13 protein-coding genes are annotated in these 14,207 nt (G+C 34.3%); 12 read left to right on the top strand and 1 reads right to left on the bottom strand.

The features are described from left to right. Position 1 precedes the first annotated feature (1 nt). From KNQ09_RS10760 to KNQ09_RS10705, 12 genes are read left to right on the top strand one after another with little or no spacing between them, the layout of a single operon-like run. Entirely contained in the window at positions 2-883 is an 882-nt protein-coding gene (locus KNQ09_RS10760) for a glycosyltransferase family 2 protein (RefSeq protein ID WP_214858377.1), read from the top strand. Further along, on the top strand, positions 873-2,228 hold the full coding sequence (locus KNQ09_RS10755) for an MATE family efflux transporter (protein WP_214858375.1): 1,356 nt from the start codon (positions 873-875) through the stop codon (positions 2,226-2,228). Before KNQ09_RS10760 ends, KNQ09_RS10755 begins: the two co-directional genes overlap by 11 nt. Further along, complete coding sequence (gene rfbA / locus KNQ09_RS10750; RefSeq protein WP_214858373.1) at positions 2,225-3,130, top strand: glucose-1-phosphate thymidylyltransferase RfbA; 906 nt, start codon at positions 2,225-2,227, stop codon at positions 3,128-3,130. The genes KNQ09_RS10755 and rfbA overlap by 4 nt, the downstream gene beginning before the upstream one ends. Further along, on the top strand, positions 3,127-3,687 hold the full coding sequence (gene rfbC, locus KNQ09_RS10745) for a dTDP-4-dehydrorhamnose 3,5-epimerase (RefSeq protein ID WP_214858371.1): 561 nt from the start codon (positions 3,127-3,129) through the stop codon (positions 3,685-3,687). Before rfbA ends, rfbC begins: the two co-directional genes overlap by 4 nt. 4 nt (positions 3,688-3,691) lie before the next feature. Then, entirely contained in the window at positions 3,692-4,678 is a 987-nt protein-coding gene (gene rfbB, locus KNQ09_RS10740; protein ID WP_214858369.1) for a dTDP-glucose 4,6-dehydratase, read from the top strand. After that, positions 4,675-5,523, top strand: coding sequence for a dTDP-4-dehydrorhamnose reductase (gene rfbD / locus KNQ09_RS10735; RefSeq protein WP_214858367.1), 849 nt, complete (start codon positions 4,675-4,677; stop codon positions 5,521-5,523). Before rfbB ends, rfbD begins: the two co-directional genes overlap by 4 nt. Positions 5,524-5,529: 6 nt before the next feature. Next, positions 5,530-6,552: an NAD-dependent epimerase gene (locus KNQ09_RS10730; RefSeq protein ID WP_214858366.1), complete on the top strand. Its 1,023-nt coding sequence runs from the start codon at positions 5,530-5,532 to the stop codon at positions 6,550-6,552. Positions 6,553-6,566: 14 nt separating this feature from the next. Continuing rightward, the gene (locus tag KNQ09_RS10725) at positions 6,567-7,733 is read left to right on the top strand and encodes a nucleotide sugar dehydrogenase (protein WP_214858365.1); all 1,167 of its coding nucleotides are present in this window, start codon (positions 6,567-6,569) and stop codon (positions 7,731-7,733) included. Beyond that, positions 7,726-8,619, top strand: coding sequence for a glycosyl hydrolase family 28-related protein (locus tag KNQ09_RS10720; protein ID WP_214858364.1), 894 nt, complete (start codon positions 7,726-7,728; stop codon positions 8,617-8,619). The genes KNQ09_RS10725 and KNQ09_RS10720 overlap by 8 nt, the downstream gene beginning before the upstream one ends. Positions 8,620-8,660: 41 nt before the next feature. Further along, positions 8,661-9,878, top strand: a complete 1,218-nt coding sequence (locus tag KNQ09_RS10715) for an O-antigen ligase family protein (RefSeq protein WP_214858363.1) — start codon at positions 8,661-8,663, stop codon at positions 9,876-9,878. Next, positions 9,875-10,378, top strand: coding sequence for an acyltransferase (locus tag KNQ09_RS10710; RefSeq protein WP_214858362.1), 504 nt, complete (start codon positions 9,875-9,877; stop codon positions 10,376-10,378). Before KNQ09_RS10715 ends, KNQ09_RS10710 begins: the two co-directional genes overlap by 4 nt. A gap of 20 nt (positions 10,379-10,398) precedes the next feature. Further along, positions 10,399-11,028: a CatB-related O-acetyltransferase gene (locus KNQ09_RS10705; protein ID WP_214858361.1), complete on the top strand. Its 630-nt coding sequence runs from the start codon at positions 10,399-10,401 to the stop codon at positions 11,026-11,028. A 782-nt stretch (positions 11,029-11,810) separates the two neighbouring features. Here KNQ09_RS10705 and KNQ09_RS10700 read toward each other — a convergent pair. Further along, positions 11,811-14,123, bottom strand: coding sequence for a bifunctional diguanylate cyclase/phosphodiesterase (locus KNQ09_RS10700; protein WP_251138129.1), 2,313 nt, complete (start codon positions 14,121-14,123; stop codon positions 11,811-11,813). Positions 14,124-14,207: the final 84 nt, after the last annotated feature.

Here is a 14,207-nt window from a genome sequence, read left to right as displayed (position 1 = left end):
ATTGGATCTAAGTTTTATTATAGTGAACTATAATACTCCATTATTAGTAGAAGAATGTATTGATTCATTACTAGAAAACAGTTCTTTAAAAAATAATATAAAATTCGAAGTAATTGTCATAGATAATAAATCAAAAGATGATTCGGTCTATTTTTTATCTGAAAAATATATAAATCATAAAAACGTAATAATAGTAGATTCTGGAGAAAATAACGGATTTGGAAAAGGAAATAACCTAGGTTCTTTTTATAGCAAAGGAAAGTATTTGTGTTGCATTAATAGTGATACGATTTCAAAAAAAACCGATTATCAAAAGTTACTAAATGAATTAGAAAGAAATAAAGAAATAGGACTATTAGGAACAAAAGTACTCAATAAAGATGGAAGTATTCAAAGTTTAGGATTTAATAATCCAAGTGTAAAAAACGATTTTTTACTAAGTTTTCTATTTTGGAACTTTAATTTTATGAAAAAAATAAGATATCGGAATTATAAAAATAAAGGATTGTTTAATGTAGATTGGGTATCTGGGTGTTTCTTTTTAGTACTTAAAGAAAATTTCGAAAAAGTAAATGGTTTTGATGAAAAAATATTTATGTACTCTGAGGACCTAGATTTATCAATAAGAATAAATAATATAGGATTAAAAAATTTCGTTTTAGATACAACTGAGATTTATCATTTACACGGTGGATCTACAAATAAAAAAAAATTAAGTTTAAGAAAAATGTTTAAAGAGAAAAATAATTATTTTTATGTAATTAAGAAAAATAATTTATCAAACTATGTAGAGATATTATTGATTAAGTCATTTACAAAAATTCATGTTCTAATGCTATATATATTAAAAAATACACTAAGGAAGATTAAAGTTGAAAATTAAAAATATACTTGTTGTTTTAAATTCAAATTTTATAATGCTAGCTGGTAGTTTAATATTAACTTTTTTAGTTCCTATCTATCTTTCAGTAAATGATTACGGAGAATATAGAAAATATATATTGTATATATCCTATATAGGTCTTTTTAGTTTTGGCTTTTTAGATGGTTCTTTGTTAAAGTATGGTCATTTTTATTTAGAAAACAAAACATTATCAATGAAAAGAGATTATAGTTTTTTCTTGAAATTTCAATTAATCATTTCATTAATTTTTATACTTATATCTTTATTCTCTAAAGATTTCACACTATTTTTTTTAGCGCTTGTTATTTTCCCAATAAACATGACTGCGTATATTAAAATGATCTATCAAGCAATAGGTTCATATAAACAATATTCTTTTCTTAATATAATATATTCAGTCATTAATACACTGTCAATTTGTTTTGTAATTTATATTGGAGTACACGGATATAAAGCATTAATAGTTGTTACTTTATTAAGCTATTGGTTAGTTTATATTATTGCGCAATTTAGCATAATTAAATATTCAAAAAACAATTTCACTTATAACTTAGATACAAACTATACAATTAAAAATGTATTCTCAACAGGTTACATTGTCTTATTATCTAATTTGGCAATTTTATTTTTTTACAATATCGGTTTATGGGTTGTAAATTTAATGTTCTCAAATAGTGATTTTGCAAATTACTCATTAGCAAATTCTATGCAAAATATAATTTTACTAGTAGTAAATAGCGCAAGTGTCGTATTTTTTAAATACATTTTTTCTGAAGATAACGATGAGAAAATAAAAAAGATAAATGAAATGTTGTTGATTTTTGGTTTGATTTCACTTGCTTCTTTCTTTATCTTAAAAGCAATTATAGACACATTTTTTATTGAGTATGAGCTATCTCTAAGTATTTTAATATTTTTAATCATGTGTTTACCATTTACGATGGTCTATAATATTTCATTTATTAACTATTATAAAAAACATTCTTTAAATTTAAAAATGTTAAAATCGATTCTTTATGTGAGTGTGTTTAACGTGATATTAAGTATTTTATTCTCAATTAGCTTTGAAAATATTAGTTTAATTGCTTTTTGTTCGTTGTTAAGTTCTATTTTATTAAATGTTTATGTAACATTTTTTGATTTGAAAATTTTTAGTTTAAGCACTAAAAAATGGATGTATATAATAACTACACTAATAATTTTCTATATTTTGAGTAAAGAAGTTTGGTATTTAGGATTATTGTTCTATGTGAGCTACTTAATACTATCTATATTTTTTTTAAAAATATTTACAAGAGGAAAAATGAGGAGTGCTAAATTATGAAGGGCATTATTTTAGCTGGTGGAAGTGGAACAAGACTTTATCCACTTACAAAATCAATTTCAAAACAACTTTTACCTGTTTACGATAAACCAATGATTTACTATCCGATGTCGACGTTGATGTTAGCAGGCATAAAAGAAATCTTAATTATTTCAACACCAGAAGATACACCTCGCTTCGAACAACTGCTTGGAGATGGTAAAGAGCTCGGACTAACTCTTTCCTATAAGGTACAAGAATCACCGGATGGTTTAGCACAAGCCTTTATCATAGGTGAGGAATTTATTGGGGATGATTCAGTTGCACTTGTTTTAGGAGATAATATTTATTATGGTCATGGGTTCACCGATTTGCTTCAAAAAGCAGCGTCATTAGATACAGGATCTACAGTATTTGGGTATCATGTACACGACCCTGAACGTTTTGGTGTTGTTGAATTTGATCAACAGCAAAATGTTATTTCTATCGAAGAAAAACCAAATGTCGCTAAAAGTAACTATGCTATTACTGGACTGTATTTCTACGATAACCGTGTTGTTGAATTTGCCAAGTCGCTAACACCGTCTCCCCGTGGTGAATTAGAAATTACAGATTTAAACAAACGTTACTTAGAGGACAATTCATTACGCGTCGAACTTCTTGGACGTGGTTTTGCATGGCTTGATACAGGAACTCATGAATCACTTCTCGAAGCTTCTACTTTCATCGAAACTATTGAGCGTAGACAAAAATTAAAGATTGCTTGTTTAGAAGAAATCTCGTATCGCATGGGTTACATTTCAAAAGAACAATTGATTGATTTAGCACAACCTTTGAAAAAAAATGCATATGGACAATATCTTTTACATGTTGCTAATACGGTAAATGATCGATTTGCTCAGGAAGAAGGTGTGCAATTATGAAAGTAATTAAAAGTAAATTAGAAGGCGTATTATTACTTGAACCAAAAGTATTTGGTGATCACCGTGGTTTTTTCATGGAAAGTTATAACGAAGAAGTATTTCAGGCAGCTGGTATTAAGCAAAACTTTATTCAAGATAATCACTCATTATCGAGAGAAGCTGGTGTTTTACGAGGAATGCATTATCAATTAAATCCTAAAGCACAAACGAAGCTGGTTCGTGTAGGTACAGGGGCCATCTATGACGTCGTTGTAGACATGCGTAAAAATTCTCCTACGTACGGAGAATGGGAAGGCTTTATCTTAAGCGAACATAATAAACGGCAACTATTGGTTCCAAAAGGATTTGCACATGGTTTTTGTACATTGACTGAAGACGCAAATGTTTTCTACAAAGTTGACGAATTATATTCAGCTGAACACGATCGGGGGATTCAATGGAATGATCCGGCACTAAACATTAATTGGCCAGTTACTAGCCCGATACTTTCAGATAAGGATACAAAACATCCGACGTTTGAACAGTCAGAAAACAACTTTGAATGGAGTGGGAAATAATACAATGAAGATTATCGTTACAGGTGGAGCTGGATTCATTGGAAGTAACTTTGTCCGTCATATGTTACATACATATCCTACTTATAAAATCATTAACCTAGACTTGCTTACATATGCAGGCAATAAAAACAGCCTAGCTGATATTATGGACAATCCAAATCATGTGTTTGTAGAAGGAAACATCACTGATCGTCAATTATTAGATCAATTGATTCAAGAGCATGATATAGATGGAATCATCAACTTTGCAGCTGAGTCGCACGTTGATCGCAGTATTTTGAATCCAGAAGTTTTTGTTGAAACAAACATTCAAGGAACGCTTGCGTTACTCGACGCTGCGCGGAAACATAATCTAAAAAAATATGTACAAGTATCGACAGACGAAGTGTACGGTTCTTTAGGTGCAGAAGGATACTTTACTGAAGATACGCCGCTTGCACCAAATAGTCCTTACTCGGCCTCTAAAGCAGGGGCAGATATGTTAGTACGGTCTTACTTTGAAACATACGGCATGGATGTCAATATTACACGCTGTTCGAATAACTATGGTCCATTCCATTTCCCTGAAAAACTCATTCCATTGATGATTACCAATGCGATGGATCAAAAAGAATTACCGATTTACGGTGATGGTGAAAATATTCGAGATTGGTTGCATGTAACCGATCATTGTGCGGCAATCGATTTAGTTTTCCACAACGGAAAATCGGGTGAAGTCTACAATGTGGGTGGTCATAACGAGCGAACAAACAACCAAATCGTAGACTTGATTGTGGAACGTTTGAATGTTTCTTCTGACCTAGTGAAGTATGTAGAAGATCGTTTAGGACATGATCGTCGTTATGCGATTGATCCAGCTAAATTAGAAACAGAACTCGGCTGGAAACCAAAATACACATTTGATACAGGAATTATCGAAACTATCGACTGGTATCTAGCAAACGAAGCTTGGTGGCGTCCACTCAAAGAAAAAGCGACACTAGTTAAATGAAGAAAGTCATTATAACAGGTGCCAATGGTCAATTAGGAAAAGATCTTGTTGAGTTAATCGACGCTTCAGTTTTTGAGGTCTTTGCTTTTACAAAATCAGAACTTGATATCACAAATGAGAGCGCAGTTCAAACCATCGTGAACTCGATTCAACCAGACTGGATTCTTCATGCTGCTGCATATACGAATGTCGAAGCAGCAGAGGATGAGGGGAAGGAACAGAACTGGTTAGTGAACGCTATAGGAACTGAGGTTATTGTAAAAGCTGCTAAAACAGTCAATGCAAAAATGATTTACGTGAGTACGGACTATGTTTTTGATGGTACAAAAGAAACGCCTTATGAAACTACAGACGCTGTCAATCCATTGAACGAGTACGGCAAAGCAAAATTGGCTGGAGAAAAAGCTGTTCAAGAGGTTTTGGGAGAAGATGGATTTGTTATTCGGACATCGTGGGTATTCGGAATCCATGGTCATAATTTTGTATACACAATGTTGAAACTTTCAGAAACCCGAAATGAGTTGAAGGTTGTTTCTGATCAGCTCGGAAGACCTACATTTTCAGAAGACCTAGCACATTTCATGTGGTTTATCGTAAATCAAAATGTAAGTGGTGGGATTTATCACTTCTCAAATGACGATGTATGTTCATGGAATACATTCGCGAAAGAGATATTAAAAGAAAAACAGACGGTCATTCACGAATGTACATCAGATGAATTCCCTCAAAAAGCGCTACGTCCGAAACATTCAATTTTAGACCTGTCTTCAGCTCAAAAAATTGATTATGATATTCCAACTTGGAGTAATGCGTTAGAACGGTTTAAAAATCAAATAAGCGGGTGAGATACGATGAATCAAAGTACAATTCTTATAACTGGTGCAGCAGGGTTCATTGGGATGCATCTAACGAATCGGTTGACGAGTCTCGGACATACAATACTTGGGCTGGATAATTTAAATGACTATTATGAGCTACAATTGAAAAAAGATCGTCTTCAACAATTAGAGCGTTTAGACAATTTTACCTTCATCGAATGCGATTTAATAGATAAAAATAAGTTGGATGAAATCTTCAAACAATATCACCCTCAATATGTTATTAACTTAGCTGCTCAAGCGGGTGTGCGTTATTCTATTGAGAATCCATATGCGTATCTCGACTCAAATTTAACAGGGTTCTTAAATATTTTAGAAGCATGTCGTCATTATCCAGTCCAGCATCTATTATATGCTTCCTCTAGCTCTGTATACGGTGGAAATAAAGTAGCGCCATTTTCGACTAATCATAACGTCGATCATCCTGTTAGTCTGTATGCAGCGACAAAGAAATCGAACGAACTAATGGCTCATACATATAGTCATTTATACGGTATTCCAACAACGGGTCTTCGGTTCTTCACGGTCTATGGACCGTGGGGGCGCCCAGATATGGCGTATTTTTCCTTTACAAAAGATATTATTGAAGGAAAATCAATTAAGGTCTTTAATCACGGGAAAATGGAACGCGATTTCACGTATATCGATGACATCGTAGAAGGAATTACAAAATTAATTCCGCGAGCACCGGAACCGAATCCGGAGTGGGATGAAAGTACGGATGAATTAGGTGCGAGCTTTGCTCCATATCGTGTCTACAATATCGGGAATAATCAACCCGTTCAACTCATGAAATTCATTAATGTGTTGGAAGAGAAGATTGGAAAAGAAGCGAACAAACAATACATGGAAATGCAACCAGGGGATGTTCTTCGTACATACGCTGATGTCTCGGAGCTAGAACGAGATATTGAATTCAAGCCGAGTACAAGTATCGAGGATGGACTTGGGAAATTCGTCGATTGGTATAAAGAATATTACAATGTAAAGTTGTGAAAAGGATGAGAGCATTGAAAATCACAGTAGCAGGAACTGGATACGTCGGTCTTTCAATGGCCGTATTACTCGCTCAGCATAATGAAGTCACATCAATCGACATCATTAAAGAACGAGTCGAACTTGTCAATAATCGTAAGTCACCGATCGTTGACGCAGAAATCGAAAACTTCCTTCAACATAAGGAATTGAACTTACACGCGACGACGGACAACTTCGAAGCCTACAAGGAAGCAGAGTTCGTCGTCATCGCGACACCAACCGATTACGATCCAGTACGCAATTACTTCAACACACGGACAGTCGAAAGCGTCGTCGCAACGGTCCTTGCGATTAACCCAGATGCGACGATGGTCATCAAGTCGACCGTACCAGTCGGTTATACAGAAGAGTTAAAAGAAAAATTTGATACACCGAACATCGTCTTCTCACCAGAGTTCTTGCGTGAAGGGCAAGCGTTGCATGACAATCTCTATCCATCGCGTATCGTCGTGGGCGAACGTTCAGAGCGCGCGCAACAGTTCGCTGATTTATTACTGCAAGGAGCAGTGAAGAAAGACGTTCCTGTCTTATTGACTGATTCGACGGAAGCAGAAGCGATCAAGCTCTTTTCGAACACTTATCTTGCGATGCGTGTCGCATTCTTTAATGAACTTGATACGTATGCGGAAGTACGGAATTTAGATACGAAACAAATCATTGAAGGTGTCGGTCTCGATAGCCGGATTGGGAATCACTATAATAATCCTTCGTTTGGATACGGTGGATATTGCTTACCGAAAGATACGAAGCAGCTACTTGCGAACTATGAGGATGTGCCGAACAACATCATCGGAGCAATCGTCGAAGCAAACCGGACGCGTAAAGACTACATCGCGGATACAATCATCAAACAAAATCCAAAAGTCGTTGGCGTCTATCGCTTAACGATGAAGACGGATTCGGATAACTTCCGTGCGTCATCGATTCAAGGTATCATGAAGCGGATCAAGGCAAAAGGAATCGAAGTGACGGTCTTTGAGCCAGTCTTGACGGAAGATACGTTCTACAACTCACGTGTCATTCGTGATCTTGAAGCGTTTAAGCAAGAATCGGACATCATTATTTCGAATCGGATGCATCCAGAGTTGAGTGATGTGGAGGAAAAGGTCTACACAAGAGATTTATATAGTCGTGATTAAAAAAACATATATAGGTCTTTTATTATTAGTGACAATTCTAGTCGGAATATTTTTTGTGAAAACGAACTACAATAAAGATATAGAGAATAAAGATATAGAGCAAATTAATGTATACAGCTTTAATGCAATTCCTAACGATAAAATAGATGATACATTAGCTATACAAAAATCAATAGAATATGCTAAAGAACATAAAATAAAAACAATATATTTTCCGAAAGGAAAATACATTGTTTCGAACATAAACCTAAGAAGTAACATTGATATTTATTTTAATAATGTTACTTTTCAGGTTATACCAAATTCATCTGTTGGTTACAAAGTAATAAACATCCAAGATGTTCATAATGTTTCGTTAAAAGGAAATTTATTGATTGATGGTGAAAGGTATCTTCATAAAAATGGAAATGGAGAATGGGGAATGGGTGTCAGTATCTTAGGATCTTCTAAAATATTGATAGAAAACATAGTAGTAACAAAATGTTGGGGTGATGGAATATACATTAGTAGTTCGATAAAAGATTACAGTGAAAACATTATCTTAAAAAATCTGAAATTAATTAATAACAGAAGACAAGGTATATCAATAATTTCAGGTAAAGACATAAAAATAATAAATCCGCTGATTTTTAATACAGAAGGAACTCCACCAGCATTTGGAATTGATATTGAACCAAATTCAAATAAAGATCGTATTGAAAAGATAACGATTGAAAACCCCTATATTATGAATAATGAAGGTGGAGGCATTTTAGTTTATGGAGGGAATTATTCAAAAAAAAACAAAAAAATGTCAATAAAAATTAAAAACTCTGAAAAAGTAAAAGATCAAATTGTGTTAAAAGAAATGGATAATATTAATGTTTTATTTACCTTAGAAAACTAATGTTAACAATAGATTAAGTTTTAAGACAGGGTGTCCAAATAATGAATAATAAAGCAATTTCAATCGACAGAATACCATATGCTATGACAGTCATAAGTATTTTAACAGTATTTTTACCACCAATCTTTATCCCTATCAGTAGTTCAACTCTAATTTTATATTATGGAGAGATTACTTTTTACGGACTTTTCTTAGTAGCAATAACATTGATTTTTAAATTTAATAAAATAATAATTAATAAATTATTTTTTATTTTGATTTCATTGCTTTTTGTAGGATTTATTTCTATTTTAAACGCTGATGACTACGGTAGATACTTCATCGGATTGTCTACATACATTGAAATAACACTAATCATACTTGTTTTTTCAAATATATTTTACAGTGATGAAAGTATTAAGAAACTAAAAAAATATTATTTAATATCTAGTATCTTTCTGTGTGTTCAAATACTATACAAAGCTTTAATTGTAAATGATGGTGATTTCCTCATAGGAAATAAAATAGTTTTAGAATTAGGTGGGAGTAACTACTTAGCTACCATACTAATGATTCCATTTTTCATTGCTTTGACTTTTGTATTTAATAAAGAAAATTCATTTTTAAATGTTGCTTTTCTTTGTATCATTGGAACATCTATAATTTTGACGGGATCTAGAACAGCATTAATCCTTTTAATAATTTTATCAATTGTAATTCTAATGAAAGAAACGCTTTTTAATTTCAAAATAAAATTTCGAAATAAGTTCAAGTATCTTTCCTTATCTTTACTAGCGATTTTTATTATATATTTGTTTACAGGGAAATTTATAAAGCAAATGATTGAAGTGGGAAGATTTGATAACTTATCTAATCAATCAAATGCACTTTCTAGATTTCAAATATTTGAAGATTATTATAACGCCTTTTTAAATCATCCTATTATAGGAAATGGTTTGATGAATGTAAATGGACTTAATCAAAATTATTTAGCACATAATTTTATACTACAAGCTTTTGGGGACGCTGGATTTTTGTTTGGGGTACTTTTTATAACTTTGATTATTTATATGTATATCTATTTAAACAAAGTTATAAAGGAAACAAATGAAAATATTAATTTTGTTATAGGATTTAGAAGAGGTTATACTGCAGTTTTATTGCACGGGTTATTTGAACCAAACTTTGGAACCAAACTTTTTATGCTATATCTATTTCTAGGTTTTGGATTGATTGTTTCTGAAAATTATAATTTAAAAAGAAAAGAGAATGTAAAATGATGAGAATTATAAAAAATTATTTTAGAGATATATTTATAAATTCAATCGCTTCATCAAATGTGACACCACAAATTATAAGAAAATATATGTATACATTTTATGGGATCAAAACTCAGACTAGATCAATAAGACCAAACTGTTATTTTGGGAATAATAAAGTTGTTATAGGAAAAAATACTACAATTAATGGTTCATGTTATTTCGAGAATCTTTCGTTAATAAAAATTGGAGAAAATTGCGATATTGCAATGGAGGTTTTATTTTGTACTTCAACTCATGAAATAGGTGATCAATATAAAAGAGCTGGGAAAGCTTTTGGGAAAGATATAGTTGTAGAAGACGGTTGTTGGGTTGGAGCTAGAGTCACGATCTTACCAGGTGTGAGGATCGGAAAAGGATGTATTATAGCAGCAAATTCTGTTGTTACTAGCGATTGTGAAGATAACTATTTATATGCAGGTATTCCAGCGAAAAAAGTTAGAAAATTGACTACTAATTAAATTTTAATGAGGAGATTGAAATGAGAAAAATAATAAATATTATAAAGTATTTTTTTAAGAAAAAAAAATGGAGAAAAGAAAACTCAAATAACTTTACTAATATAGGAAGAAGGTTTCCTGATGATACTTCAATTGTCAGTATTGGTAAAATGACATACGGAACTTTAAACGTACAGTCATATGGTAATTCAGAAGAAAAGTTATCTATTGGATCTTATTGTTCAATTGCAGGAAACGTTATATTTTTGTTAGGAGGCGAGCATCCATATAAAGGATTTTCTACATATCCCTTTCGAAAATATATTTGTGGAATAGACGAAAATACTGCAACAAAAGGTCCTATAGTTATAGAAGACGATGTATGGATTGGTGAGAATTCTTTAATACTATCCGGAGTGAAAATTGGACAAGGAGCAATCATTGCAGCTGGATCAATTGTCACAAAAAACATTCCTCCCTACGCTATATTTGCTGCAGGTAAAGTATTGAAATATAGATTTGATCAAGAAGTAATCAATGCCTTACTACACTTTGATTACGAAAATTTAGATATCAACCATATTAAAAAAAATGTTGAAGATTTCTACAAAGAATTGAATCAACAAAACGTAGATGAAATATTAACCTTTTATAAGAATGGTGATCTTTAATTTAATTGTGTACAAATGTAAAAAAGTTTCAAATAAAATTATAACCTTTAATATCTGCTTTTCTATCAAATTTAAATATACTTTGATTTTGGATAAATACACAAATCAATATAAATTTTACCAATATAAGAATTAAAAAAATACTTTAAGTGTTTTTGAACTAGTTAATCACTTTTACTTTTGTCTTTCAAAAACATCACTATTATTATTAAATATTGTACGACTTATCAAATACATTTTTTTAATGAGTAGTCACTTTTTCTTCACCTCAAATTTATATTTAAGCAAATCTATACTATATGAATTGACCAATATTTTTTTCTATAGATACGCCTGAAGGGATTTAAAATTAGTTTTTTTAAATACTTTAGTATTTGAATTTTTTTATCAAACTCTAATTTCATAAATACGGTCAATCTATAGCGAGATATCGCATTATCTTCCCATAAAAGTAAACAATTGAAATAATAAAACTGTCTATGTTTAAATGATAAAAAGTAATAGGCATTATCAAAAAAACATGTTCATGTCAGAAAACATATCGCTGATGGTAAACTTTAAACTTTCTGAAGCGCATTTAAGCGTAAACCAAAGTTATAGACTACATAAAAATGGTTAATTTTAACGAAGTATTTAATAATGTCTATTTAGTGCGCTTAATTTTATAGCGACTAGGGTTAAGATATCTAAACTATTTGAAATCTTTAAAAATTAAGAGTTTAAGCATTTAATTTTTTTCTTGCACACGTGAATAAAAGCAGTTTACAATTCATTATCCCTCATTAAGATAATCCTAAAAATATAAATATATCTTTTTCCCTTAATGGTCTACTGAAATAATAGCCTTGGAAATAATCACAGCCTTCGCGCGCAAGCCAGTCTGCCTGTTCGACTGTCTCCACTCCTTCAATCAAGACCTCCATCTCTAAATTATGACCGAGTTGAATCATCGATTGGACGATTGCTTGTTGATTCTTACCGTCAAATAACGAACTGATAAATGAACGATCAATCTTCAACAACTGGATTGGTAATGAACGAAGTTGTTTAAAGGACGAGTAACCAGTACCGAAGTCGTCGAGGGAAACACGAAGACCGAGTTCTTGCAGTCGTGCTAATTTTTCATAGGTCGCCGTCTCATACGATAAGGCGGCGGACTCCGTGATTTCGAGCTCGAGGTATGCTGGATTCATTCCTGTCTCCTCGAGAATTGTTTCGACGCGACGTAAGAACTTTTGACTCGCGAACTGAAGTGGCGAGACGTTAACAGCAATCGAAAACGGTTCCGGTGTCAGGACTTGCCATTCGACCCAACGTAGGCAAGCGGTACGTAACACCCAGTCACCTAAGGCATGAATCGCTCCGGTATTTTCAGCGACGGGAATGAATTCTGCCGGTGAGACGAAGCCAAGCTCATCGTGCGTCCAGCGTGCTAACACTTCAACACCGGTCATGCGTTCCGTAGCCACTGCAATCTTTGGTTGATAGACAAGCTCAAATGCTTCTGCTTCGAGTGCCTCGGTCATGAATTTTTCAATCTGTACGGTCCGTAAGATATCGTTTCGATTCTCAACCTTAAATTCCTTGATCGTGTTTTGCGCTTCGTCAAATGAGGCATGTAGTGCCAGTTTCGCATACTCAATCAGTTCTTCGGCTGTTGTGGCGTCTTCCGGGTAATGACTGATCCCAGCGCGCATCGTCAGCGTAATGACAGTCCCATCGATATCAAATGGTTGCGATAAGGCAGCGTAACACTTCTCCGCTTTTTGTGTCGCCAGCTGACTGCGTTCGTCAACGAGGAGAACAAGAAATTCTGATGAATCAAGGCGTGCTAGGACATCACGCGCGTGAATCGTCGCTTGGAGACGTTCTGCAATCTGCAGCAACAATCTCTCGATACCTTTATGACCGAGCATATCACTCAGAGAACGCCAACGGTCCATACTGAGCGATAGACAGGATACCGGAATTCCTTGTCTGATCTGATCCTCGATGAACAGCGTGATTTTGTCTCGATTCGGTAAATCCGTTAACCGGTCATGAAAGGCGAGATGTTCGAGTTGTTGCTGGGACGAGACTTGATCGGTGACATTGCGGAAGAACCACAGTGTCTGATTCAAGTTCTCCCCTTTTAGCGGATGATTGACGACTTCAAGGATGAGTTCGTCGACGTGTAGCATCTGTTTCGTATGATCGGGCACATCAAGACGTAAGGATACGTCATGCTCCGTTAAGTATGGGTGACGTTCCGGGAAAAAATCATGGAACAGCGAGTTCGCATATTGGATTAGACCATCAGGATTCGTCGTCACGACACCATCTTCAGTTGATTCAAGAATCGTCGCTTGGATGAAGTCACGTTTACGTAACTGGAGGTCAAACAAGACGGAAGCGAAGAAGACGATGAACAAAAACAGCGTGACGATCGACACAAGTGTCAACAGCATCGCTGGTTCGATGACTTGATCACTCGTGAATGATGGAATCATCTGAAACTCTAAACCGAGCATTCCAACGTGGTGCATCCCAGAGATCGCGATGCCCATGATGAGAGCAAAGAAGACTTTCGTTTGCACCAACATCTGTTGCTTTGCGTAACGCGAAAAGAAACCAATCCAGAGTGCGGTCCAAGAAGCAGCAATCGCAATCAAGATCGAGAGCAACACATATCCTGTATGATACTGCAGGGTCATCCCCTGTAAAGCAGCAATCCCGACATAATGCATGCCGGCAATCGCACTTCCCATCAAAAAACCACCAAGAACGAACGATTCACGGGACATGCGACGGGCGACGAGATAAAAGCCAAGGATACATCCCGTCATCGCGATGATGACCGACAGAAAGACGAGCGGGAACGAGTAGGTCGCATCCTTCAAGGTACCATGACCAAGCATCGCGACGAAATGCATCGACCAGATGCCAAGACCTAAAATCGAGCCACCAGCAATCAACCAAAGATGTTTCGAACGATCGGTCGCCGTTTTGACGCGTCCCGCGAGTTCAATTGCGATGTAGGCGGATGTTGCGGCAATCAGATAAGATAACGTGACAAGTAAAAAGTCAGTATGAGCATGCATCGTATGGTTTGGCATGATGGATGGAGTCACCTCGGCAGAATGAAATGTTTAATCAAAGATAAAGGTGTAATCTAGATACCCTTTTTCATTCAATCATAT

The sequence above is a fragment of the Exiguobacterium sp. s191 genome (assembly GCF_018618955.1).
In the GTDB taxonomy this organism is placed as follows: Bacteria; Bacillota; Bacilli; order Exiguobacteriales; family Exiguobacteriaceae; genus Exiguobacterium_A; species Exiguobacterium_A abrahamii.
This window is presented reverse-complemented; position numbering and strand designations above follow the sequence as displayed.